Source organism: Bacillus sp. JST-5, from assembly GCF_057747715.1.
Genome location: NZ_JBYLHW010000002.1, coordinates 1 through 23,431, shown reverse-complemented (window position 1 = coordinate 23,431; position 23,431 = coordinate 1). Strand labels below are relative to the sequence as shown.

Annotated in this window: 26 protein-coding genes and 1 other annotated feature; of the genes, 18 read left to right on the top strand and 8 right to left on the bottom strand. The window is 35.6% G+C overall.

Translation table 11 applies throughout. The features are described 5' to 3' along the window. Positions 1 to 15 precede the first annotated feature (15 nt). Positions 16 to 1,509, bottom strand: coding sequence for a glucose-6-phosphate dehydrogenase (gene zwf, locus AC3ASS_RS00830; RefSeq protein ID WP_488281601.1), 1,494 nt, complete (start codon positions 1,507 to 1,509; stop codon positions 16 to 18). Between the two features lie 146 nt (positions 1,510 to 1,655). Between zwf and rnz the strand changes: the two genes are divergently transcribed. Together rnz and AC3ASS_RS00820 are read left to right on the top strand one after the other, a co-directional pair. Then, a complete protein-coding gene (gene rnz, locus AC3ASS_RS00825) occupies positions 1,656 to 2,582 on the top strand; it encodes a ribonuclease Z (RefSeq protein ID WP_488281600.1) in 927 nt (308 codons plus the stop codon). Positions 2,583 to 2,591: 9 nt separating this feature from the next. Further along, positions 2,592 to 3,134: a histidine phosphatase family protein gene (locus AC3ASS_RS00820; protein WP_488281599.1), complete on the top strand. Its 543-nt coding sequence runs from the start codon at positions 2,592 to 2,594 to the stop codon at positions 3,132 to 3,134. 116 nt (positions 3,135 to 3,250) lie between these two features. On the opposite strand, the gene namA is transcribed toward AC3ASS_RS00820, so the two are convergent. Beyond that, positions 3,251 to 4,270, bottom strand: a complete 1,020-nt coding sequence (namA, locus tag AC3ASS_RS00815; RefSeq protein WP_488281598.1) for an NADPH dehydrogenase NamA — start codon at positions 4,268 to 4,270, stop codon at positions 3,251 to 3,253. Between the two features lie 75 nt (positions 4,271 to 4,345). Continuing rightward, positions 4,346 to 5,182: a pyrroline-5-carboxylate reductase gene (gene proC / locus AC3ASS_RS00810; RefSeq protein ID WP_488281597.1), complete on the bottom strand. Its 837-nt coding sequence runs from the start codon at positions 5,180 to 5,182 to the stop codon at positions 4,346 to 4,348. A 52-nt stretch (positions 5,183 to 5,234) separates the two neighbouring features. After that, positions 5,235 to 5,459 (bottom strand) — a binding site (T-box leader). 192 nt (positions 5,460 to 5,651) lie between these two features. Between proC and AC3ASS_RS00805 the strand changes: the two genes are divergently transcribed. The 5 genes from AC3ASS_RS00805 (at position 5,652) to AC3ASS_RS00785 (ending at position 10,261) form a co-directional block, all read left to right on the top strand. Beyond that, complete coding sequence (locus AC3ASS_RS00805; RefSeq protein ID WP_488281596.1) at positions 5,652 to 6,617, top strand: MBL fold metallo-hydrolase; 966 nt, start codon at positions 5,652 to 5,654, stop codon at positions 6,615 to 6,617. A 298-nt stretch (positions 6,618 to 6,915) separates the two neighbouring features. Continuing rightward, a complete protein-coding gene (locus AC3ASS_RS00800) occupies positions 6,916 to 7,707 on the top strand; it encodes an SDR family NAD(P)-dependent oxidoreductase (protein WP_488281595.1) in 792 nt (263 codons plus the stop codon). A gap of 55 nt (positions 7,708 to 7,762) precedes the next feature. Beyond that, positions 7,763 to 8,308: a hypothetical protein gene (locus tag AC3ASS_RS00795; RefSeq protein WP_488281594.1), complete on the top strand. Its 546-nt coding sequence runs from the start codon at positions 7,763 to 7,765 to the stop codon at positions 8,306 to 8,308. Positions 8,309 to 8,647: 339 nt separating this feature from the next. After that, on the top strand, positions 8,648 to 9,907 hold the full coding sequence (locus tag AC3ASS_RS00790; protein ID WP_488281593.1) for a Y-family DNA polymerase: 1,260 nt from the start codon (positions 8,648 to 8,650) through the stop codon (positions 9,905 to 9,907). An 18-nt stretch (positions 9,908 to 9,925) separates the two neighbouring features. Beyond that, positions 9,926 to 10,261, top strand: a complete 336-nt coding sequence (locus AC3ASS_RS00785; protein WP_488281592.1) for a YolD-like family protein — start codon at positions 9,926 to 9,928, stop codon at positions 10,259 to 10,261. A 30-nt stretch (positions 10,262 to 10,291) separates the two neighbouring features. On the opposite strand, the gene AC3ASS_RS00780 is transcribed toward AC3ASS_RS00785, so the two are convergent. Then, a complete protein-coding gene (locus tag AC3ASS_RS00780; protein WP_488281591.1) occupies positions 10,292 to 10,498 on the bottom strand; it encodes a CDGSH iron-sulfur domain-containing protein in 207 nt (68 codons plus the stop codon). Between the two features lie 129 nt (positions 10,499 to 10,627). Here AC3ASS_RS00780 and AC3ASS_RS00775 point away from each other — a divergent pair, with 129 nt between their 5' ends. Beyond that, complete coding sequence (locus AC3ASS_RS00775) at positions 10,628 to 10,951, top strand: iron-sulfur cluster biosynthesis family protein (RefSeq protein ID WP_488281590.1); 324 nt, start codon at positions 10,628 to 10,630, stop codon at positions 10,949 to 10,951. A gap of 20 nt (positions 10,952 to 10,971) precedes the next feature. Here the strand turns inward: AC3ASS_RS00775 and AC3ASS_RS00770 are convergent, their stop codons facing one another. Then, positions 10,972 to 11,895, bottom strand: coding sequence for an alpha/beta hydrolase (locus AC3ASS_RS00770; RefSeq protein WP_488281589.1), 924 nt, complete (start codon positions 11,893 to 11,895; stop codon positions 10,972 to 10,974). 72 nt (positions 11,896 to 11,967) lie between these two features. Next, entirely contained in the window at positions 11,968 to 12,873 is a 906-nt protein-coding gene (locus tag AC3ASS_RS00765) for a hydroxymethylglutaryl-CoA lyase (RefSeq protein WP_488281588.1), read from the bottom strand. A 93-nt stretch (positions 12,874 to 12,966) separates the two neighbouring features. On the opposite strand from AC3ASS_RS00765, the gene AC3ASS_RS00760 reads away from it, so the two are divergent. Both AC3ASS_RS00760 and AC3ASS_RS00755 read left to right on the top strand, forming a co-directional pair. After that, positions 12,967 to 13,197, top strand: a complete 231-nt coding sequence (locus AC3ASS_RS00760) for a DUF3886 domain-containing protein (protein ID WP_488281587.1) — start codon at positions 12,967 to 12,969, stop codon at positions 13,195 to 13,197. A 120-nt stretch (positions 13,198 to 13,317) separates the two neighbouring features. Further along, on the top strand, positions 13,318 to 14,190 hold the full coding sequence (locus AC3ASS_RS00755; RefSeq protein ID WP_488281586.1) for a YitT family protein: 873 nt from the start codon (positions 13,318 to 13,320) through the stop codon (positions 14,188 to 14,190). 633 nt (positions 14,191 to 14,823) lie between these two features. On the opposite strand, the gene AC3ASS_RS00750 is transcribed toward AC3ASS_RS00755, so the two are convergent. Together AC3ASS_RS00750 and mciZ are read right to left on the bottom strand one after the other, a co-directional pair. After that, a complete protein-coding gene (locus AC3ASS_RS00750; protein WP_488281585.1) occupies positions 14,824 to 15,765 on the bottom strand; it encodes an aldo/keto reductase in 942 nt (313 codons plus the stop codon). A 68-nt stretch (positions 15,766 to 15,833) separates the two neighbouring features. Further along, a complete protein-coding gene (gene mciZ / locus AC3ASS_RS00745; RefSeq protein ID WP_488281584.1) occupies positions 15,834 to 15,962 on the bottom strand; it encodes a Z-ring formation inhibitor MciZ in 129 nt (42 codons plus the stop codon). A 73-nt stretch (positions 15,963 to 16,035) separates the two neighbouring features. Between mciZ and AC3ASS_RS00740 the strand changes: the two genes are divergently transcribed. From AC3ASS_RS00740 to AC3ASS_RS00705, 8 genes are all read left to right on the top strand, one after another. Next, positions 16,036 to 16,587 carry an NUDIX hydrolase gene (locus AC3ASS_RS00740; protein WP_488281583.1) on the top strand — a complete coding sequence of 184 codons (552 nt, stop codon included), beginning with the start codon at positions 16,036 to 16,038 and terminating at the stop codon, positions 16,585 to 16,587. 2 nt (positions 16,588 to 16,589) lie between these two features. Further along, positions 16,590 to 17,753: a TIGR00375 family protein gene (locus AC3ASS_RS00735; RefSeq protein WP_488281582.1), complete on the top strand. Its 1,164-nt coding sequence runs from the start codon at positions 16,590 to 16,592 to the stop codon at positions 17,751 to 17,753. 106 nt (positions 17,754 to 17,859) lie between these two features. Beyond that, positions 17,860 to 18,504, top strand: coding sequence for a stage II sporulation protein M (gene spoIIM / locus AC3ASS_RS00730; RefSeq protein ID WP_488281581.1), 645 nt, complete (start codon positions 17,860 to 17,862; stop codon positions 18,502 to 18,504). A 163-nt stretch (positions 18,505 to 18,667) separates the two neighbouring features. Beyond that, entirely contained in the window at positions 18,668 to 19,153 is a 486-nt protein-coding gene (fur, locus tag AC3ASS_RS00725; RefSeq protein WP_488281580.1) for a ferric iron uptake transcriptional regulator, read from the top strand. Positions 19,154 to 19,296: 143 nt separating this feature from the next. Next, positions 19,297 to 19,524 (top strand): YqzK family protein, encoded by a 228-nt coding sequence (locus tag AC3ASS_RS00720; protein ID WP_488281579.1) that lies wholly within the window; start codon positions 19,297 to 19,299, stop codon positions 19,522 to 19,524. A 5-nt stretch (positions 19,525 to 19,529) separates the two neighbouring features. Continuing rightward, complete coding sequence (xerD, locus tag AC3ASS_RS00715; RefSeq protein ID WP_488281578.1) at positions 19,530 to 20,420, top strand: site-specific tyrosine recombinase XerD; 891 nt, start codon at positions 19,530 to 19,532, stop codon at positions 20,418 to 20,420. A gap of 385 nt (positions 20,421 to 20,805) precedes the next feature. After that, positions 20,806 to 21,990, top strand: coding sequence for a phosphopentomutase (deoB, locus tag AC3ASS_RS00710; protein WP_488281577.1), 1,185 nt, complete (start codon positions 20,806 to 20,808; stop codon positions 21,988 to 21,990). Positions 21,991 to 22,014: 24 nt separating this feature from the next. Next, positions 22,015 to 23,319: a pyrimidine-nucleoside phosphorylase gene (locus tag AC3ASS_RS00705; RefSeq protein WP_488281576.1), complete on the top strand. Its 1,305-nt coding sequence runs from the start codon at positions 22,015 to 22,017 to the stop codon at positions 23,317 to 23,319. The last annotated feature ends 112 nt before the right edge of the window (positions 23,320 to 23,431 follow it).

Below are 23,431 nucleotides of genomic sequence, written 5' to 3'. Positions count from 1 at the left end.
GAATTTTCACATCCTCTAGCAATTTTCTATATCTAAATCGTTGACCGACCACCAGAAATGACCATCCAAAGCAAGTAATTCGTTTGAACTTTCTGGTCCGTTTGTGAAAGCAGCATAATTTGGAAATGACGATTGCTCGTTTTGCCAAACTTCTGAAATCGGATCAACGAACTTCCACGATAGTGCAACCTCTTCCCAATGAGTAAAATTGGTGGAATCCCCTAACATACAATCAAATAATAGTTTTTCATAGGCTTCTGGTGTATTGATTCCATCAATTTTTTGATTCGAAAAATTAAGTTTTACTTGCGTTGTTGCAACACTTTGTCCCGCTTTTTTTGCATTAAAATGAAGGGTAATTCCTTCTTCTGGTTGAATATGAAGGACAAGTAAGTTAGGTTGCGGATGATCCTTATAATATAATTGAAAAGGATTATCTTTAAATTGTACGACAATTTTTGTTGTTTTCAAAGGCATTCGCTTTCCTGTTCGTATGTAAAATGGCACACCTGCCCAGCGAAAATTATCGATAAATATACGTCCTGCCACAAACGTTTCCGTATTTGATTGTGGATGAACATTTGGCTCTTCCCGATAGCCAGGTACTATTTCACCATTAATGGTTCCTGAACCGTACTGCCCACGAACAAAGTGTTCATGAACTTTTTCCTTATCGATTGGCCTTAGCGCTTTTAATACTTTAATTTTTTCTGCTCGAATATCATCGGGAGAAAGACGTACAGGTGGCTCCATAGCAAGCAACGACACCATTTGTAAAATATGATTTTGTACCATATCCTTTAAGGCACCGCTTGTTTCGTAATACCTACCTCGATCTTCGACGCCTAATGATTCACTAGAGGTAATTTGAATGTTAGAAATATAGCGGTTATTCCATAACGGTTCAAATAAATTGTTCGCAAACCGAATCACTTCAATGTTTTGAACCATTTCTTTTCCTAAGTAATGGTCGATACGAAAAATTTCTTCTTCATGAAAAGATTCACGAATCTCTTTATTTAGTTTTTGAGCAGAAGACAAGTCATGACCAAAAGGTTTTTCAATAATTAATCGTTTAAATCCGTTCGTTTCAGTTAATCCTGATTCTTTTAAGTGGAGAGAAATGGTTCCAAAAAATTCTGGTGCCATAGCTAAATAAAAAATACGGTTTCCTTCTAACTGATGCTGACGATCAATATCGTCCATTCGTTGTTTTAATTTTATATATGATTCTTTATTCGTTACATCATGAGGGACGTAATAAAAATGCGATGTGAATGCATCGATGTCGTTATCAATTTCCCCAAATGTTTGAACGGATTTTTTTACACGATTGCGGAACTCATCATCGCTCATTTCGGTTCTAGCTACACCTACAATGGCAAAACGTTTGTTTAATAAATTTTTTTTATATAGTCTATAAAGGGAAGGGAATAATTTTCTTTTCGCTAAATCACCGGTAGCTCCGAAAATGGTCAATAATAAACTAGGTGCTTTTTGTTCTTGCACAGATATCCCTCTTTTCGTAATTGGTGCAGACATCTATATTTTTTTACAAAACTTTGATTCTATGCGGTAAAATATTTAGGGACACAATTATACGTGGTTGTATGATATGAAAAAACAATTGTATGGAACAGAAAGGAGGGAAAAGCTTGGAGATTCAATTTTTAGGAACGGGTGCAGGGATGCCTGCGAAAAATCGAAATGTTACCTCGATTGCATTAAAGTTGTTAAACCGTGGTTCTATTTGGCTTTTTGATTGCGGAGAAGCCACTCAACATCAAATTTTACATACAACAATTAAACCTAGAAAAATTGAAAAAATTTTTATTACCCATTTACATGGTGATCATATTTTTGGACTACCGGGATTACTTGGAAGCCGCTCTTTTTTGGGAGGGACAAGTCCTCTTATAGTCTATGGACCAAAAGGAATAAAAAACTTTATTGATGTTTCATTACGAGTGAGTCAAACTCATCTTCTATATGATTTGTCTGTTGAGGAAATAGAAGAGGGGGTTATTTTTGAAGATCACGAATTTCTCGTGGAGGCAAGGTATTTAGATCATGCCGTCCCTTGTTTTGGTTTTCGAGTTGTAGAAAAAGATCGTCCAGGGCCTTTACAAGTAGAAAAATTAAAAAAAATTGGAGTTCCGCCAGGACCTATTTATAGTCGGTTGAAAAATGGTGAAACTGTTACATTAGATAATGGTAAGGAAATAAACGGAAAAGACTTTTTAGGAGGAACGAAAAAAGGTCGAATTGTCACTATTTTAGGGGATACAAGAAAATGCGAGAATAGTGAAAAATTAGCTCGATTGGCGGATGTCGTTATTCATGAGGCAACCTTCCATAAAGATGAAACTGAAATGGCTCATACCTATTTTCATTCAACGACTCATCAAGCTGCAGAAGTTGCAAAAGATGCTGGGGCTAAGCAATTATTTTTAACCCATATTAGCGCTCGTTATGAAAAAGAAGACTGGCCATTGTTAGAAAAAGAAGCTCGGGAAATCTTTCCACACTCATATATTGCCCAAGATTTGAAAATCGTGAAAATTCCCACTCATAAGGAGTGAAAGACATAGATGAAAAAAATATATTTAGTTCGACACGCTCAAGCCAGTGGACAATCATTTGATGCCCCTTTAACAAAAGAAGGAGAAAGAGATAGTTTAAGATTAATTGATTTTTTTCAAGGAAAAGTGATTGATGCCATAATATCTAGTCCCTATAAACGAGCGATTGATACAGTTACCCCTCTTGCTAACCATTTAGGAATAAAAATCTTTGTCGATCAGCGGTTGAGCGAAAGAGTACTTTCAAATCAATCGTTAGAAAATTGGAAGGATCGATTAAAAGAGAGTTTCGATAATTTTCATTTATGTTTAGAAGGTGGGGAGTCAAACGCATATGGATTAAAGCGTGCCTCTTCTCTATATTCGGATTTATTGCAGTCGGAAAAGTCAAATTTTCTATTATGCTCGCATGGAAATTTATCTACTTTATTTTTAAGATTATTTGATCATAATTATGGATATGAACAATTGTTACAAATGACCAATCCAGATGTGTTTGAAATAACTGTTTCAGAAAATGAAAAAAGTGTGAAACGAATTTGGGAAGATTAATAAATTTGCATAAATTGATTTGTTCAAACAAAAAACAGGATTGGATTTACCCAATCCCGTTTTTTGTAAGCATCTTACTATGAAGAGTTCATGACGATATGCACGACTCTTTTATGTTATACCCATCCACGTTCATATTGAACAGGTGGTTGTAAGTCATATTTAAGTTGTTTGGCAGCTGTTCTTGCCCAATATGGATCACGCAACAGTTCGCGTCCAATAAAGATTAGATCGGCACGCTCATTTTGTAAAATTTCTTCAGCTTGAAGTGGTGATGTAATTAAACCGACAGCCCCTACAGGAATTTTTGTTTCTTTTCGAATCGTTTCTGCAAATTTTACTTGGTAACCGGGATAAAGGTTAATTCGTGCAGGTACAAGAGCACCTGAACTTACATCGATGAGATCGACTCCATCTTCTTTCATCCATTTAGACATAACTACATAATCTTCTACCGTCAACCCTTCAGGATGGTAATCACTTGCAGAAATGCGTACAAATAATGGACCATCCCAAACTTCTCTTACTGCTACAATGATTTCTTTTAGAAAACGATATCGATTTTCTTGAGAACCACCATATTCATCTGTTCTTTGATTTGATAATGGGGATAGAAACTCATTGATTAAGTATCCGTGCGCACCATGGATTTCAATGCAATCAAACCCGGCTTCCTTTGCTCGTTCTGCCGCTTTTTGAAAAGCAAGTACAGTCTCTTTAATTTCTTCTTTTGTCATTTCTTTTGGCATTCTATATTTTTCGCTATAACGGATGGCTGAAGGAGCAATAATTTCACCTTCTACCATTGCTTTTCTACCAGCATGTGCAATTTGTATCCCAGTTTTAGACCCGTGTTCCTTCATAGCATCTACTAAAGTGCGTAATCCTTCGATATGTTCGTCACTCCAAATCCCTAAATCTTGATCAGATATTCTTCCTTGTGGAGTTACGGCTGTTGCCTCGACGATAATTAATCCCGTTTTTCCAACAGCGCGTGATGCGTAATGGGTTAAATGCCAATTTTGCACTTTGCCATCTTTTTTATGAGAGGAATACATACACATTGGTGACATGACAATACGATTTGGAAGAGTCATATTTCTAATCGTATATGGTTCAAACAACTTTGCACTCATTGAGCTACACTCCTTTTAGCTTTTCTCACAAGAAAAGTATACCAATCATTAGAGGGAAAAATAAAATAATACGAATTATTTTGATTTTACAAAAGTATTTTCAAATTGCTTACCAATTTGGATGGAACGTTCTTTTGCTGCTACAATACATTCAATGATCGCTTTTTGGACGTTGTAATCATTTAATTTGTTAATACCTGCTTCTGTTGTTCCTCCAGGACTCGTGACATCTTTTCTTAACTGTTCGCACGTTTTATCGGTTGCCTCTATCATTTTGACGGCACCTTTAAGCGTTTGAACAATGAATGTTTTTGAAAGTTTTTCATCTAACCCAATTTTCATGGCTGCTTGTAGCATTGCTTCCGTGAAATAGTAAATATAAGCTGGACCGCTACCAGATAATGCGGTAATCGCATCTAAATGTTTTTCATCAACGATATAGGTTTTTCCAACGGTATCAAACAATCGACGGACAAACATTACTTGTTCGTCGGATACATTTGAGTTATAGGACATCGCTGTTATCGATTCATGGACTTTAGAAGAGGTATTTGGCATCGTTCGAATGATTGGATTGGCTTTGTTCAGCATTTGTTGAATCGTTGATATCGAAACTCCCGCTGCAACGGACACAATCGTCACGTGATCGGAAAGATATGGTCTTATAGATTCTAAAGCTTGATTGATATCTTTTGGTTTTACAGTAATTAATAATAGGGAGATATCATTTAACAATTCTTCTGCCGTTTCTACGGTGATAATGCCATATTTTTTCTTCAGTGTCTCTAATCGTTGTTTATTGGATTTGTTTTTTACAATTATATCTTCGCCTTTGAAAATATTTTTCTTAATCATTCCGGAAATCAACGCTTCAGCTATTGACCCTGCCCCTAAAAAAGCAATCTTTCTCATCTCATCTACCTCCGCTTAAATGAACTTAATAATAAAAAAAAATCTTTCATCCACTAAGGACGAAAGATTTTACTTCCGTGGTACCACCTTTATTCACAGTTGATTCATTTTCATACAACTGTGCAACTCGATTCCTTTAACGCAAGGATTACGTTTAGGTTTTCCTAACAGCTCATAAGGTAGGTTCAATAGGAAAGAGGACGGTGAAACCTTTCAGCCGCCGAGTTCCACTCTCTTTCGTCATTTCCTATTTACTGGCCTTAATCATTGCCTGTTTTTCATTTTTAATTTTTATTGATTATGAACAATAGATTGCTTGTTTGTCAAGAGGAAAAAATCATTTTTATATCGAGTTTTTTATAAGACATGTGAAAATAAATGACATCGAAATAGCGAAAAGGTACAATATAGATGTAATGCTTGAGTACGATTTTTCATATACAGAAATATTCATAGACAGGTGATACATATGACTGAATGGAAAAACGGAATCGCTCAAATCACGTTACCTACTCCATTTCCTGTAGGGGATGTACATTGCTATGTCATAAAAGGGGATGCATTAACATTAGTGGATGCTGGACCTAAAACAAATGAAGCATGGCAACGATTTGTGCAACAATTAAAAGAGTTACATTTAACTCCTAATGACATTGAACAAGTGATCTATACCCATCACCATCCGGATCATGTTGGTTTAACTGATTATTTGGATAGTGCTGAACAAATTATCGGACATGAGTATGGACAACCATGGTTAATTCGCGATGAAGAGTTTACCAAGTATCATCGCAATTTTTATCATAATATGTTCCATCAGCTTGGCGTTGATGCTAGTCAATTTTTCCATATTCAAAAGATGGAAGGAACGCTACAGTTTTCGAGTCAGCGCCCGCTAACAAAATTTGTTCACGAGGGCGATTTCATCGATGGACTTCATGGATGGGAAGTGATTGAAACACCAGGGCATGCACAAAGCCATCTTTCCTTTTATCATGCGCAAAGTCGGACATTAATTGGTGGAGACCATGTATTAGCAACGATATCATCCAATCCGCTCTTAGAACCGCCACAAAAAAGAGGAGAAGAGAGACCAAAACCACAGTTACAGTATAACGATTCTCTTCGAAAGTTAAAAAATTATGAAATCGAGAAAGTCTTGCCTGGACATGGGCCAGATGTTGCACATGTTCATGCATTAGTGGACCGAAGAATTGCTAGACAACATGAAAGAGCTATGAAAGTAAAAAATATGATTGAAGAAATGCCTTTGACCGCTTTTGACATTTGCAAGCAATTATTTCCTCAAGCTTATGAAAGAGAGCTATCTTTAACGCTTTCTGAAACAGTGGCTCAGCTTGATTATTTACAATCGATTGATGAAGTAACAGTAATTTCTCGAAATGATGATGTATGGATGTATAAAAGTAAATAAGACGTTTTTAGTCCAGTTATGTAAAAAAAGATGAACCTTTTACTTTATCTCGCGGATGACCCCATAGACTCACGTCGCCTCGGCTTGTGTGCGTTGTAAGGAGTCATCCGCTCGACCTTTCATTAACTTTGTATATACCAATATCCAATACTAAATTTCGTTTATAGTCCTCAAATAAAATTCCTTCTATGACGAATTTATCATCCACGATAACAAATTTCTCGATTCTATTTATTTAGCAAGCTATTGTATAAAATATTAGATAACAAGAAAATTTTGGTGAATATTGAGGTGTGATATGAAAGAGCTTAACAACAAAAACATTGTGATTACAGGTGCTTCCTCAGGCATCGGTGAAAAAGTAGCTTATAACGTTGCAAAGCTAGGAGCTAGACCTATATTAATTGCACGATCTACAGAAAAACTAAAACGTCTCTCTGAACAACTTCATCAATTATTTTCCGTTGATTGTCTCTATTATTCGCTCGATGTTAGTGATACCGATCAAGTAAAAGTTGTTTTTCAACAAATTTTCAAAGATGTACATCATATCGATATACTTTTAAATAATGCTGGATTTGGAATCTTTGATTCATTTATAGATGCAAATTTAGAGGAGATTAAACAAATGTTTGAGGTGAACGTGATCGGGTTGATGGCTTGTACGAAGGAAGTTCTTCCTTCTATGATAGAAAGAAACGAAGGGCATATTATTAATATTGCCTCACAAGCCGGTAAACTAGCAACACCCAAATCCAGTGGTTATTCCGCTACGAAACATGCCGTATTAGGATTTACGAATAGTTTGCGGATGGAACTTTCGAAAACGAACATTTATGTTTCATCGGTAAATCCTGGACCAATAGAAACAAATTTTTTTCATGTTGCGGATCGATCAGGAAACTATGTGAAAAATGTAAAAAAATTTATGCTTAAGCCGGATGATGTTGCAGAAAAAATCGTCCAATTAATGATAAAGCCAAAACGGGAATTAAATGTACCACGTTGGATGAATGTAGGAAGTGTTTTATATCAGTTGTTTCCTTCTATTGCGGATAAAGTGGCGGGAAATTTGTTAAATAAAAAATAAAATTGTAACGTATTTCTTATTAGCTTCGTCTTTATGATAAAGGTGGTGAAATGGGATGAAAAAGTTTTTCATCGTTTGTTTGTTAGCTTCATTATTATTAATAGCTTGTGGGAGAAATAGTTTTGATTTAATGGCAAATGGGAAAGCTCCTAATCACGAAAAAGGTGTTAGTGGTCCTACTGGTTTTATTACGGCTATTGAAGGAAAGAGGGTACTCATTGGAGATATTTTTTATACCACTAATAAGGATACGATTATCATTGATTCAGATGGAAATAGATTTTTGTTTTCTGATCTGGAATTAGGAATGAAAGTACAGCCATTCCATTCAGGAGAGATTCGTGAATCGTTTCCTGCTCAAGCCGATGCCGTCGAATTGAAAATTTTTGTTGATGAAACGAGTCAAAAGGAAAGCATTGCTGTTTCGGCGATGTTAAAGGATGCACTTGATCGTTATGAAAAACCATTGATTTTAAAAAAGTTTCATTTTTCACCTGAGAAAAATGCGTATGAAATGGAATTGTTCTCATTTACACATGGAAGTAAACTGCTAAAATATATGTATTACGTTGATGAAGCGAAGTTAGAAGAAATAAAATAATTCGTTTGAAACAGAGTCTTTCCCCTCTGTTTTTTTGTCGCTATATTTACGAAACATTTTACTGTAAACAGTAAAAATAACTAATCCGATTAAGGCGATAAATAAAACTTATCAATCGTTAAATGTTTTCTTCATATGATCCCCCTTATTTTTACTCAAGAAATGTTAATAATTTCCTGATTTTTATTACCACATTTGGATGCTCTTTTTTAAAAACTCCACTTTCTATATCTTTTTTCATGAGTCATTTTGCACAAATTCCCATTGAAACACGAACGTATATTCGTATAAGATATAGAATAGAATATAATCGAACATATGTTTGGTGAGGTGAGGAGCATGGTTGATTACGATACATTGCCACGTCAGCATATTTTATGTGTGGACATTAAAAGTTTTTATGCAAGCTGTTCGGCAGTCATAGAGGGAAAGGATCCGTTAAACTGTTACATTGCGATTGTCGGTGATAAAAATCGTCCCGGAAGCGTTGTATTGGCAGCTTCTCCTCGTTTGAAAAAGGAGTTTGGGATCAAAACAGGGTCGCGGTTATTTGAAATTCCAAATGACCCCCGAATTGAACTTGTTGAGCCGAAAATGGGGACATATTTACGCGTATCGACGGAAATTTCTCGCTTGTTTCATCGCTATGTTCCAAAAGAATGTATTCACACATATAGCGTTGATGAAAGTTTTTTAAAAGTGGATGGAACGCTACACCTTTGGGGTGATGCTTATACGATTGCCGAAAAAATCAAAAAAGATATGGAGCGGGAATTTCAGCTTCCATGTTCCATCGGAATAGGGCCGAATATGCTTCTTGCTAAGCTGGCGCTTGATTTAGAAGCGAAAAAGGAAGGAATTGCTGTTTGGTCGTATGAAGATGTGCCAAAAAAACTTTGGCCTGTCTCTCCATTACGAGAAATGTGGGGAATTGGAAAAAGAGTAGAGCGAACATTAAACAGCATGGGCATTTTTTCAGTCGGTCAGCTTGCACGATATGAGTTAAAAAAGTTAGAAGAAAAATTTGGAATTATGGGTAACCAACTTTATTATCATGCATGGGGGGTAGATCTTTCTGAGATAGGTGCTCCGATTATGGATGGACAAATCAGTTTTGGAAAGAGTCAAATTTTACTTCGTGATTATAAAAAAGAAGATGAAATTAGGCATGTTATATTAGAAATGTGCGAAGAAGTCGCAAGAAGAGCAAGAACTCATCGAATGGCGGGGAGAACTGTCAGTCTCGGCATCGGCTACAGTCATGAAGAGTTAGGCGGGGGATTTTATCGATCAAAAACGGTGAAAGAACCAACGAATATTACAATGGATTTGTATGCTGTATGTTTAGAACTTTTCTCGAAACATTACGATGGAAGAACCGTTCGGCAAATATCAGTATCATTATCCAATGTCGTCCCTGATGAAATGATTCAGTTGAGCTTATTTGAACCAAATCGATGGAAACAACGAGAATTAGGATATGTTGTTGATCGAATTCGGAGTCGATTTGGTCCTGATGCCCTTTTGCGAGCGGTTTCTTATACAGAAGGTGGAACAGCAAAATACCGTGCGAAGTTAGTCGGCGGTCATAAGGCATAAAAAACGGAGGGATAAGGCGTGATTCGTGATCGTGGCAGAATCAAGTGGACGTCGATGATGCTCCCAGAGCATGTAAAACTTTTGCGTGATTGGAAAGAGGAAGATCAATGGGAGTCAAAAGTGCAATTAGACGAGCAAAAGATTGAAGAAATGAATCGTATCATGAACATCGCGATGGAATACAGCTATAAAATAAATGTTACTTATTATGAACATAAACGTCATAAACATTTGGCGGGAAAGCTGGATAAGTATGATGTGTTAACGAAGATGATGATCATGATGGATGAAGGTGGGAAAAAACATCATATTCCTATGTCTGATATAGAAGATGTACAGCTGATAGAGGAATAAGGGAGAAGAGGAATCACTTCTCCCTAAAAATTATTCGGATTTTTCTGCACGTACAACGGACTCAAACTTGCCTTTATGAGATCCGTCACAAAAAGGTTTGTTATTAGACAGCCCGCAACGGCATAGGGAAAATGTTTTTTTTGTAACAAAACGATTACCTTCTGCGTCAATTAATTCAACATCCCCTGTTACACGTAGCGATCCGTTGTCATTTACTTTAATCTGAACTTTTTCCAAATCCTCCACATCCTTTCAAAAAGCTCTCTTTTCATCAGAGTAAAGGGTATTCACAATTTTTGCAAGCTAAGTTTCTTTACCGAAGAAAAGAAAATAGATATACTACGAGAGAAGATAGGAGGAATCGCTATGATAAAATTGAACTTGAGTGAGTTAGCGATAAAAAAGATCGAAGAAAAATTAAAACAAAACCAATATGTGAAATTAACGTATGATACTGACGGATGTGGGTGTGGAGTTAATGGAGTGACAGCGTTAACCATTGGATCTGATTTAGATCGCTATGATGTTCAAATGATTACGAATTCGCCCTTTCCTATATATATCAATAAGGGAAGTATGATCTTTTTTGATGATGAAATGCAGCTGGACTATTCAGAGACAACAAAAAGTTTCCAATTAAAAAGCAAACAGCAAATGTTTCATTCTCGAATGAGTTTATATGAACAATAAAAGATCATTAGAGGCATGTTCTAATGATCTTGAAATTTCAAAACGTAAGTAAGTAAAAATTCATCAATTGTATCCTCGTATTCTTTTTGATTTTCATTATAAGACTGGGCATGGGCTCCATTTTTAGCAATGAACATCATTTTATCTCCACGTTTTTTTTCATAAAGTTTTTTCGTCATGCTTGGTAAAATATAATCGTCTTTTTCACTATGAATAAATAAAATAGGTTCGTTAATTTGCTCAATAACTGAAATCGGTGAAACGTCTTCCAGTCTGTATCCGTTCCGAAGTTTTAATAAAACATTTCCAATTGGAAGCAACCATTTAGGCGCAATGATTTTCAATTCTTGCTGAATTCGATAAGCTAGCAATTCTCGTAAATCAGAAAACGGACAGTCAACCACATAAAAATGAGCGAGACTATCGGGGTCTGCAGCGTATAAAAGAGCGGTAGCTGCTCCCATTGATTCTCCATGAATGCCTACGAGTAAATCGCTTCCCACCTTTTTATAAAGCCACTCAACGACTGCTTTTAAGTCATCTTTTTCATAATATCCATAGGATGTAGTATCGCCACCAGTTTCACCATGTCTCCGATGATCATAAATGACGGCATTAAATCCTCGTTTTAAAAAAATATTCATATATTTAATGGAATTCATTTTGTTTTCCGTTACACCGTGTGAGAAAACGATATATCGGTTTGTTTGATGAACGCGAACGACAACCGCTCGGATATTATAGGAGTGTGGAGAGGGTATCCAAACGTATTCCTTTGGAAGTTGCTCCCATTCTTTTCGATTAAAACGTCCAGCTGTTTCTTCTCGCTGGATAATCAACTGTTCATCTTTTTTGCGAATGTACATCAGCCGTTGAGTAAAATACAAACCTAGTGTTAGAATCCCAATAAGAATGGTAAATAACGTATAAAATGCTTTTTTCATTCGTTTGCCTCCCGGGTAATCACAATGATTCACCCTAGTTTTCAATAATATCATAAACGATGGAAAGTACGATTATACTTTCGACTGCTGTTTATATAACTGATAATAACCGGATTCGATCGGTCTTGAAATGATTGGGGCGATAATATCTATCGCTTCGACAAGTTTTTCTAAATGGACGCCCGTTTCAATCCCCATTCTTTCGAGCATATAGACAACATCTTCGGTAGCAACATTACCGGATGCTCCAGGTGCAAACGGACAACCACCAAGTCCTCCTGCTGAACAATCAAATCGGTCCACACCTGCCTGAAGAGAAGCGAAAATATTCGCCAACCCCAATTTTCTTGTATCGTGAAAATGGGCAGTCAATAAAGTATTGGGAAAGCGTTTTTTCAGCTTTTTAAATAAAGAATAAGCCTCTTTTGGACTCGCCATTCCAATCGTATCGGCTACGCTGAGCTCATCGACACCTGCATCAACAAATGCTTCACACAATCGAATAGTATCCTCTTCTTTTTGCTTTCCTTCATACGGGCAATAAAAAGCTGTTGAAATACAAGCACGAACGAAATACTCTCGTTCTTTCAATTCTTGAATAAGAGGCTTTAGTTCTTCCAAACTTTCATTCGTAGATTTATTAATATTTTTTTGATTAAATGTATTACTAACACCGACAAAAACAGCTACAGCGCGGGCATTTGTTTCATATAAACGGTCCATTCCTTTTTTGTTCGGTACTAATATAAAATGTCGAGTATCCTCATCTAAACATTGATTCGCAATCTCTTTCGCATCTGCCATTTGTGGTACCCATTTTGGTGATACGAATGATGTAATCTCTAATTCTTTTAATCGAGCTTCTTTTAATTTTGATATAAATTCAATTTTTTTTTCTGTTGGGATGAATGTTTTTTCATTTTGAAGTCCATCGCGAGGTCCTACTTCAATAATGGTAACTTTATTTGGTAAAATCATGAATATCCCTCCTCTTCAACATTTTATCGAGTGATGACGCTAAAATGCAAGAAACATATTAATATTCTGTAAATTTAAGGTAAGGAGATGGCTATGAGTCGTAAAAAAGAAAATAATGAGGCAAAATTATTGTTGAAAGAAGCATTAAGCGAAGATATTCTTGCTAGTCTCATGGAGAAAAAGAAAGCATTAAAAGAAGAAGAACTTAGAAGGAAGGAATTAGAAGAAGAAAAGAAACGTAAAGAGCGGGAAGAACGAGAAAAAAATAAATCATTCGAAGAATTGCTAAAGGAAAGCCAATTAAATTGGAAAGATTTTAAATGAGAACATTGAAATATGTCTTTATTTCACAAATGATCATTTTATATGGTAGGATATAAAAGTAACTTTTTTACTTTATTTGTAAAACTATAGATAGATACACCGTTAGAAAAGAGGAGTCATATGGGTACGAATCAAAAACATAAAAAAAGTCCTTTAAGAAAAATCGTTCAAGGGGTTATGGTCATTATTGGGGGAATTATAGCTGCTTATGGTCTTGAAGCCGTATTAATTCCAAACAACGTTTCAGACGGGGGAGTAACCGGTCTTAGTATCGTTGGATCACAATTATTTGGCTTGCCTTTAGGGGTTCTCATAGCCCTTTTAAACATTCCATTTATTTGGTTAGGTTATAAACAAATAGGGAAGACATTCTCTATTTTATCAATACTTGGTATTGCTTCGCTTTCCGTTAGTACGATGTTTATGCATCACATCCCGACCATTATTGAAGGAGATACATTATTAGTAACGGTTGTTGGTGGGATAATCTTAGGAACGGGTATGGGATTAGCATTGCGGAATGGTGGAGCACTAGATGGAATTGATATGTTGGCCGTATTAATGTCCAAAAAATTACCGTTCGGTACGAGTGATTTAATTCTCTTTTTAAATATTTTTGTGTTTATTTTTGTATCTACCGTTTTTGGACTTCAAGGTGCCATTCTTTCGGCGATCGCTTACTTTATTGCATCAAAAGTTATTCACATTGTTGAAATAGGACTTAGTGGTTCTAAAACCTTTCATATAATTACAACCCAACCAGATCAAATGATAGAAACCATCCGGGATCGCTTAGGTCGAAGTGCTACATATAAAGAAGTTTATGGTGGCTTTACAAATGAAAAGTTTATTGAAATCACTTGCGTCATTAATCGATTAGAAGAAACAAAGCTGAAAGAAATCATAAACGAAGTTGATCATCAAGCATTCGTAACTGTATATGATGTAGCTGAAGTAAGAGGCGGAAATTTTAGAAAACATAATATTCATTAAATCACTACTTGAAATAGAAAAATCATGAGCTTGTTAACAAGTGAACTGCACCCCATTTGTTAGACACAGAAATCTAACAAATGGAGGTGCATTTTTTCAGTATGGAATTCGAACTAATCTTTTTCCGAATAATGATATGAAATAACAGGGGAATCATTCCAAAGATGATTATTATTCTATAGATTTCAACTGCAATCATATTTATGAAAGCAAGCACACTACCGAATAGGAACGAATACCTCCCCATTGAACTACTCCATTAGAAAAATATTTAATAATTGTTTTGCGATTCCAGCCGGAAAAATAAGTCGTCAATGATAATAGATGGCAGGGAATTGTTTATAAGCTTGGACACGTTTGTTTCTTACACGGTCCTTTCTAAACATAACAAGAATGATAATGATAGCCAATATGATTATAACTTTAATAAAAAATATAGAATTAAAAGAACCATCGTTTTGAAGAACTTTCAAAAGTGAGAGAAGGTTTATTGACACATATATGTGACCTTTGATGATTTCAGAAAAGAAATAGATTTCAAGAAAAACAAAACGGTCTTAGTCCTGTACAATACTGGATTAAGGCCGTTTTAATTTATATTATTTCCGCTAAGCAGTTAAACATATTCAAACTTTACTTATTACTATTTTTTAAGGTATGTACATCATAATTATTTTCTTTCGTTAATTTTCGGATAAAGGATAATTCCTCTTCGGTTAATGGTGTTTCATGAAGGGACTTCACATTTTCTTCAAGTTGTTCTATAGAACTTGCTCCTGTAATGGCTGCGATAACTGTCGGATTCGATAAAACAAACTGTATCGCAACTGAAGTGAAGGAGCGTTTGGAAGCTAATGTTTCTTTTAACGCTGGAAGAATTTCCTTTAGTTCATTGTAGGAATAATCTAAATATCCTTTTTCTTGGATTGTTGGTGATGCTTTCTCTAATAATTTATTCGTAAGCAATCCTTTCGCTAACGAACCACGAGCGAAACAAAACAAACCGTTCTCTTTCATTATAGGAAAAGCTTCTTGTTCCGGGCGTCGATCTAACATGCTATATTGCATCATAACGGATACTGCGTTAGACTTTGTCGCATATTCTCGAATAACGGTTGGACGAATCGAAGAGATTCCATAATAACGAATGATACCTTCTTGTTTTAATTCTTCAAACGCTTCAATCGTTTCATCTATATTGTCTTCCATCGTTCCGCCGTGGAGTTGGTAAAGATCAATATAGTCGGTTTGAAGTCGTTTTAAACTTTGTTTCACAGCTTCCTTTATATAGGTTTTTGAAGCATCCCAGAACCAGCCATCTTTTTTATCTGTCCAACGATTTCCTACTTTCGTGGCAATAATCACTTGATCACGGACATGTTTTAATGCCTTTCCAACGATTTCTTCATTCATACCAAAATCGTAAAGGTCGGCAGTATCAAAATAATTGATTCCCCAATCGAGAGAAGCATCGATAATGGACTTTGCTTTTTCAACGTCTGTTCCTAATGACATACAACCTAACCCAATTTTGCTAATATATAAATCTGTGTTTCCTAATTGGCGCTTTTCCATTTTCTTCATCCTTTCACCCAATCTACCATTATCGTAAAGGATGTCCAAAAAATGTTCAAATGAAGGGCTTAAGAATGAACGTGATCGATCCATTCTTTTACATATTGATAGGAACATTTGTATTTTTTTATAAGTTGTCGAATTTGCCAAGCTTTCCCTACAAATACTACACCTTTTTCATGAACTAACACTTTCATTGTTTAAAACCTCCACAATTGTTTATGGTAAAATGTATGGGAAATGAAACTTGTTTAGAACAGGAGTGTACCTATGAATTTGTTTGAAGAAAAAACGATAAAAAGGGATACAATTTTTAAAGGTAAAATTATAGATGTTTATGTTGATCAAGTTGAACTTCCTAACGGAAAGACGGCAAGTCGCGAAATTGTAAAACATCCAGGTGCTGTAGCTGTTATGGCATTTACTGATAAGCAAAAAATGATAATGGTGAAGCAATATCGGAAACCTCTCGAACGTTCACTCGTGGAAATTCCAGCTGGCAAATTAGAAAAAGGTGAGGAGCCAAAAAGTACAGCTAAACGAGAATTAGAAGAAGAAACAGGTTATTCTTGTGACGATTTAGAGCACATTGCTTCATTTTATACATCTCCTGGCTTTGCCGATGAAATCATACATTTATATGTGGCGAAAGGTTTGAAAAAAATTGAAAATCCATTACAGACGGATGAGGATGAATTTGTTGAACTTTTAGAATTAACGTTGGAAGAAGCATTAGAGTACGTTCGCAAAGGAGAAATATATGATGCCAAAACAATGTATGCTGTTCAGTATTGGCAGCTACAAACAATAATGGAGAAATGACAATGAAACGAATGTTTGCTGACTTGCATATCCATATTGGTCGAACAAAAAGCGGCAGAGCAGTAAAAATAACAGGTTCTAAAAATTTAACATTAACGAACATTTTACAAACGGCGAAAAATCAAAAAGGATTAGATATAGTAGGGGTCATTGATTCACATTCACCTGAAGTGATCGAAGAAATAGAAGAGTTAATGGAAGGTAAAAGACTTGTTGAATTGGAAAATGGTGGTCTTTTATTTGAAAAACAAGTAACGCTAATTTTAGGTAGTGAGTTAGAAATTTATGATTTGTTCTGTCAAGGACCTATCCATGTGCTATGTTATTTGCCAACTGTTGTGAAAATGAAAGAATTTTCTAGTTGGCTATCTCAACATTTAAAAAATATTCACTTAAGTTCACAACGAATTTATACACAAGGAAGAGAATTACAAAAACAAGTAAAAAAATTGGGCGGGCTGTTTATTCCTGCACATGTATTTACTCCTTTTAAAAGTCTTTATGGAAAAGGGGTTAAAACTTCTTTACGTGAAGTATTCGATCCTAACTTAATTGATGCAATCGAATTAGGGCTTAGCTCCAACACAGATATGGCAGACGGTATATCGGAATTACATCGGTATACGTATGTGACGAATTCTGATGCTCATTCATTGGGAAAAATAGCGAGAGAATATCAAGCCATTCAATTAAAAGAAGCAAGTTTTCAAGAATTAGCCTATGCCTTAAAAGGTGAAAAGGGAAGAAAAATTATCGCAAATTATGGGTTAGATCCAATGCTTGGTAAATATCATGAAACCACTTGCTCTAAATGCGGAATGACGATTGTAGACGAAAATCAACCTTGTCCGGAATGCTCAACCTATTCATTTACTAGAGGGGTGGCTGATCGAATTAAAGAATTGTCAGATTCGATCATCCGTCCGAATCGACCACCATATATTCATCAAGTCCCACTTGAATTTTTACCAGGCATTGGTCCAAAAACATACCAAAAATTGCTGCAGCGATTTGGAACAGAAATGAACGTGATTCATACTTCGTCAATTAGCGAATTAGTGGAAATCATACCTGAAAAGACTGCAAAACTAATCATAAAAGCTAGAAAAGGGGAACTACAAGTGAAAGCGGGCGGCGGTGGAACATACGGAAAAATCAAGCAATAAAGTATTCGAATAAAATCTATTAAATCTTGTCCTCTCTCACAAACTTAGAAGAATACTTGTCCAACTCTTGCATATAATCTAGTAAGTTTATGAGGGAGGAATTAAAATGAAGAAAAAGTATCAGACGAATCCAATCATTAATCATGTCCGTGAATATTCCTCAATTTATTTATTTTGTACGGTACTATTTTTAATTGGAATTATTTTTGGGGCAATTCTCGTAAATAGTTTAAGCTACTCACAAAAAGAAGATTTGTTTTATTTTTTAAATGAATATTTAGGACAATTGTCAAATGGAGAACTTGTTTCTTCAAAAGATATTTTTTTCCATAGCTTAACGTACAACAGTAAATTTATCGGTTTAATTTGGATATTAGGAATCTCTATCATCGGTTTACCACTTATCGTTGTTCTATTATTTTTAAAAGGAATGGTCATTGGATTTACAGTCGGATTTTTAGTTAGCCAAATGAAATGGTCAGGGATGCTCGTATCGTTCGTTTCTGTCTTACCGCAAAATTTCATCATTGTACCTGTCTATCTATTCATGACTGTTACTGCAATTAGTTTTTCTATTTTAATGATTCGAAAATTATTTGTAAAAGCTTATCACCAGCCATTTGGACCTCAATTTGTTCAATATATCATCACGTTTACATTGGCAGTCCTCGTTTTAAGTACGGCTGCACTCGTTGAAGGATATGTAACACCTCTGTTAATGAAAGGGATTATTTCTTTTGTTGGTTCTTAAATAATAATAAATATTATTTAATAAATATTATTGATTCTAATTTAAAATGATTTTATTTTGCATCTCCCTTATCTTCTGGTATAATGAAAGAAAAATGAATGAGAACTGTCAACTATTTACATAAATGAACAGAAGAGCATACTAGGCGAGGGAGGACCTGTTCATGGAAACTAGATTAGAGAGAATAAAAAAACAACTTCATTCTTCAAGCTATAAATTAACCCCACAGCGGGAGGCAACATTAAGAGTTTTGCTTGAGAATGAGGCTGATCATTTAAGTGCTGAAGACGTCTACCTCCTTGTTAAAGAAAAATCGCCTGAAATCGGTTTAGCGACGGTTTATCGAACATTGGAACTTCTTACGGAATTAAAAGTGGTAGATAAAATAAATTTCGGTGATGGCGTTTCAAGGTATGATTTACGTCAAGAAGGTGCAGCTCACTTCCATCATCACCTTGTTTGTATTGAATGTGGATCTGTAGATGAAATTCAAGAAGATTTATTGGAAGATGTTGAAGCAATTGTGGAGCAAAATTGGAAATTTAAAATTAAAGATCACCGCCTCACCTTCCATGGTATATGTCATCGCTGTCAAGAGAAGGAACAAAAACATTCTAATCAAAGCGATAAAACGACCATTCATCAGTAAGATAGCTAATGCTATCTTTTTTATTTTTTTTTACGAACTTGCTCAAATACCTTAAATGATTCACATCTGATGTATAATTCTTGTCCTTTCTGGCATAGCTTGTAATAAAAAAAGATTTCAAGCTTGCCAGTGGAGGAGAATTCATGAGACATTATATTCGATTAGCGTTGAGGACATTGAAAGTCTTCCTATTATTTACAGGATGTACGATTATTTTCTACTATGCTATTATGTGGGTAAATGAAGAATATGAAAACAGACATCGCTATGACCAACCTGAAGGTGATGCAGTAAAAGTTTCTTCCAATGTAGACGAATTCAGTTTTACATGGTTCGAACGTATTCTTTTGTTTTATTTTGATGGGGAGTAAATATGATGAAGGATGAAATTTTAGATTTTATTCATTTTTTAACGGTAGAAAAAGGATTAGCTCGAAATACGATTGTTTCCTATCAAAGAGATTTGGAACAATATCGAACTTTCTTACAAAACATTGGTGTTTTAGACGTTCAAAACATCACCCGTTCTCATATTATGCGTTATTTAGGACAGATGAGAGAAGATGGGAAATCTTCTAAAACAATGGCTAGAAATGTTGCGTCCATTCGTTCCTTTCACCAATTTTTATTAAGAGAGAAAAGAGCGAATGAAGACCCGACCTTACATATCGAAACTCCGCAGCTTGAAAAAAAACTTCCGAAAGTATTAAATTTGCCGGAAGTAGAAGCACTATTGCAAGCACCAGATATGTCGAATGAATTCGGATATCGGGACAAAGCGATGATCGAAATTTTATATGCAACAGGGATGCGGGTAAGTGAACTCGTGCAGCTTAATATTTCAGATGCTCATTTAACGATGGGGTTTATTCGTTGTATCGGAAAAGGGAATAAAGAGCGAATCATTCCTATTGGTAGTAAAGCGGTTGAAGCACTTGAACAATATTTACAGTTTGCTAGACCAAAATTGGTGAAACCTCAACATCGAACGGATGCACTATTTTTAAATCATCTCGGGAAAAGACTGACAAGGCAAGGTTTTTGGAAAATATTAAAAAAATTAGCGAGTGTTGCAGGTATTCAAAAAGAATTTTCTCCGCACACATTACGGCATTCATTTGCAACACATTTACTTGAAAATGGAGCAGATTTACGTGCTGTTCAAGAAATGTTAGGTCATGCTGACATCTCGACTACACAAATTTATACTCATGTTACAAAAACTAGATTAAAAGATGTATATTCAAAATTTCATCCACGTGCATAAGACTGCCTAAAAGGCGGTTTTTTCGTTGTCTTAGAAATGATATAATATCAATTTTGTGGAAGGCTTTTTCTATCGGGCTCAAATACTAGCAAATTGCAGGAGTGCGTCCCGTTCGTTCGCCACTAGGCGCTCGCCTCCGCTTTTCGGATTGTCTAGCTGCGGCACCAACGCCTAGTGAACGATGACCTCTCTTCCTTGCGATAAGTCAACAACAGCTCGTACCTCGCTGTGTTTCCTTTATCTCAGTGCGAGAGGCCCTCCCGTTCATACGGCGTTCTAAATGTGCCTTCGCTTTTCGTTACATTTTATTTGTGTAGTGCAAGGAAAAATAGGATAATATACAATTGATATTACATTCATAAAGTTTGGAAGGAGGAATGTTTATATGTCTTCCTATACATATAAACGTGTTTTTTTAATTGTGATGGATTCAGTTGGAATTGGTGAAGCTCCAGATGCAGAAAAATTTGGCGATAAAGGTGCCGATACACTTGGGCATATCGCTGAACGTATGAATGGATTACATATGCCAAATATGGCAAAGCTCGGATTAAGCAATATTCGTGAATTAAAAGGAATTCCAAAAGCAGAAAAACCGCTTGCTTATTATACAAAAATGCAAGAAGCATCTAGCGGTAAAGATACGATGACAGGTCATTGGGAGATTATGGGTTTAAGAATTGATACTCCTTTCCAAGTGTTCCCAGAAGGTTTTCCAAAAGAATTGATTGATGAATTAGAGAAGAAAACTGGTCGAAAAGTTATTGGAAACAAACCTGCAAGTGGAACAGCTATTATTGAAGAATTAGGAAAAGAACATATGGAAACAGGTGCTCTAATCGTATACACTTCAGCTGATAGTGTTTTACAGATTGCTGCACATGAAGAAGTTATTCCATTAGAGGAACTATATAAAATTTGTGAAATTGCCCGTGAATTAACATTAGATGAAAAATATATGGTTGGTCGCGTCATTGCAAGACCTTTCATCGGTGAGCCTGGGAACTTTAAACGTACAGCGAACCGGCATGATTATGCTTTAAAACCATTTGACCGCACAGTTATGAATGAATTAAAGGATTCTGGATTAGATGTTATTGCTATTGGAAAAATATCTGACATTTATGATGGAGAAGGTGTAACAAAATCTTTAAGAACGGTCTCTAATATGGATGGAATGGATAAATTGGTAGATACTTTAAATATGGATTTTACCGGACTTAGTTTCTTAAACTTAGTGGATTTTGATGCACTATATGGTCATCGACGTGATCCAGAAGGTTACGGAAAAGCATTGGAAGAATTTGACGCAAGACTTCCAGAAGTTTTTGATTTATTAAAAGACGATGATTTATTGATCATTACGGCTGATCATGGAAACGATCCTATTCACCATGGAACTGACCATACAAGAGAATATGTTCCATTACTTGTATATTCTAAACGAATGAATGGTGGCAAACAGCTTCCAATGAGAAATACTTTTGCCGATGTTGGGGCAACAGTTGCAGACAATTTCCATGTGAAGATGCCTAAATACGGCACTAGCTTCTTGAAAGAAATTGAGTAGGTTTAAGATTTGAGGTGAATATCAATGAGAATGGTTGACTTAATAGAAAAAAAGCGTGACGGTAAAGAACTGTCAACAGAGGAAATAAATTTTATAATAGATGGTTATACAGATGGAAGTATTCCCGATTATCAAATGAGTGCACTTGCAATGGCTATTTATTTTCAAGGAATGTCAGAAAGAGAACGTGCCGATTTAACAATGGCTATGGTTCGCTCTGGGGATCAAATTGATCTATCTAAAATTGAAGGAATTAAAGTGGATAAACATTCAACGGGTGGAGTAGGTGATACAACTACACTTGTATTAGGTCCGCTTGTTGCATCTGTTGGGGTTCCTGTAGCAAAGATGAGTGGACGTGGTTTAGGACATACTGGAGGTACGATTGACAAGTTAGAATCTGTACCTGGATTTCATGTAGAAATTGATAATGCCGAGTTCATAAAGTTGGTCAACGAGAACAAAGTTGCAGTCATTGGACAAACTGGAAACTTAACACCTGCAGATAAGAAGCTATACTCATTGCGTGATGTTACAGCAACTGTTGATAGCATTCCTCTTATTGCAAGTTCCATTATGAGTAAAAAAATTGCTGCTGGCGCTGATGCGATTGTTTTAGATGTGAAAACAGGCGCAGGTGCGTTTATGAAATCATTAGATGATGCAAGAGAATTGGCTAAAGCAATGGTTCGTATTGGTAACAATGTTGGAAGAAAAACAATGGCTGTTATTTCAGATATGAGCCAGCCATTAGGATTTGCCATCGGAAATGCTTTGGAAGTAAAAGAAGCGATCGACACGCTTAAAGGTGAAGGTCCAGAAGACTTAACAGAACTATGTTTAACATTAGGTAGCCATATGGTGTATTTATCACAAAAAGCTTCATCCACAGAAGAAGCAAGAAAAATGCTAGAAAAATCTATTAAAAATGGCTCTGCTCTTGAAAAGTTTAAAATCTTTTTGAAAGCTCAAGGCGGAGATGAGTCAGTGGTTGATCAACCTGAGAAACTACCTACTGCTAAATATCAAATTGAATTACTAGCGAAAGAAGATGGTTGGGTAGAAGAAATCATTGCAGATGATGTTGGAACAGCGGCAATGTTATTAGGAGCTGGAAGAGCGACTAAAGAGTCAGAAATTGATTTAGCTGTTGGACTTGTATTAAAGAAAAAAGTAGGAGATTCTGTGCAAAAAGGAGAATCATTGCTCACCATCCATAGCAATCGAGAAGACGTCAATGACGTAATAGAAATGCTTTATAACAGTATTAAAATTTCTTCCAATCAAGTTCAGCCACATACATTAATATACGAAGAAATTAAAGAATAAAAAAGTTTGAGGTGTTAATCCTCAAACTTTTTTTAAAAGATAAGAAAGTATAAAAATTTGGGTCTACCACAGTCATTTAAGCTGTGGTATTTTCATTTTATGGAGACCAATA

Coding starts and splice junctions, on each gene's coding strand:
- AC3ASS_RS00820 (WP_488281599.1), top strand. CDS start 2,592: ATGAAAAAAATATATTTAGTTCGACACGCTCAAGCCAGTGGACAATCA.
- namA (WP_488281598.1), bottom strand. CDS start 4,270: ATGAGTGCAAAGTTGTTTGAACCATATACGATTAGAAATATGACTCTT.
- proC (WP_488281597.1), bottom strand. CDS start 5,182: ATGAGAAAGATTGCTTTTTTAGGGGCAGGGTCAATAGCTGAAGCGTTG.
- AC3ASS_RS00805 (WP_488281596.1), top strand. CDS start 5,652: ATGACTGAATGGAAAAACGGAATCGCTCAAATCACGTTACCTACTCCA.
- AC3ASS_RS00800 (WP_488281595.1), top strand. CDS start 6,916: ATGAAAGAGCTTAACAACAAAAACATTGTGATTACAGGTGCTTCCTCA.
- AC3ASS_RS00795 (WP_488281594.1), top strand. CDS start 7,763: ATGAAAAAGTTTTTCATCGTTTGTTTGTTAGCTTCATTATTATTAATA.
- AC3ASS_RS00790 (WP_488281593.1), top strand. CDS start 8,648: ATGGTTGATTACGATACATTGCCACGTCAGCATATTTTATGTGTGGAC.
- AC3ASS_RS00775 (WP_488281590.1), top strand. CDS start 10,628: ATGATAAAATTGAACTTGAGTGAGTTAGCGATAAAAAAGATCGAAGAA.
- AC3ASS_RS00770 (WP_488281589.1), bottom strand. CDS start 11,895: ATGAAAAAAGCATTTTATACGTTATTTACCATTCTTATTGGGATTCTA.
- AC3ASS_RS00765 (WP_488281588.1), bottom strand. CDS start 12,873: ATGATTTTACCAAATAAAGTTACCATTATTGAAGTAGGACCTCGCGAT.
- AC3ASS_RS00760 (WP_488281587.1), top strand. CDS start 12,967: ATGAGTCGTAAAAAAGAAAATAATGAGGCAAAATTATTGTTGAAAGAA.
- AC3ASS_RS00755 (WP_488281586.1), top strand. CDS start 13,318: ATGGGTACGAATCAAAAACATAAAAAAAGTCCTTTAAGAAAAATCGTT.
- AC3ASS_RS00750 (WP_488281585.1), bottom strand. CDS start 15,765: ATGGAAAAGCGCCAATTAGGAAACACAGATTTATATATTAGCAAAATT.
- mciZ (WP_488281584.1), bottom strand. CDS start 15,962: ATGAAAGTGTTAGTTCATGAAAAAGGTGTAGTATTTGTAGGGAAAGCT.
- AC3ASS_RS00740 (WP_488281583.1), top strand. CDS start 16,036: ATGAATTTGTTTGAAGAAAAAACGATAAAAAGGGATACAATTTTTAAA.
- AC3ASS_RS00735 (WP_488281582.1), top strand. CDS start 16,590: ATGAAACGAATGTTTGCTGACTTGCATATCCATATTGGTCGAACAAAA.
- spoIIM (WP_488281581.1), top strand. CDS start 17,860: ATGAAGAAAAAGTATCAGACGAATCCAATCATTAATCATGTCCGTGAA.
- fur (WP_488281580.1), top strand. CDS start 18,668: ATGGAAACTAGATTAGAGAGAATAAAAAAACAACTTCATTCTTCAAGC.
- AC3ASS_RS00720 (WP_488281579.1), top strand. CDS start 19,297: ATGAGACATTATATTCGATTAGCGTTGAGGACATTGAAAGTCTTCCTA.
- xerD (WP_488281578.1), top strand. CDS start 19,530: ATGAAGGATGAAATTTTAGATTTTATTCATTTTTTAACGGTAGAAAAA.
- deoB (WP_488281577.1), top strand. CDS start 20,806: ATGTCTTCCTATACATATAAACGTGTTTTTTTAATTGTGATGGATTCA.
- AC3ASS_RS00705 (WP_488281576.1), top strand. CDS start 22,015: ATGAGAATGGTTGACTTAATAGAAAAAAAGCGTGACGGTAAAGAACTG.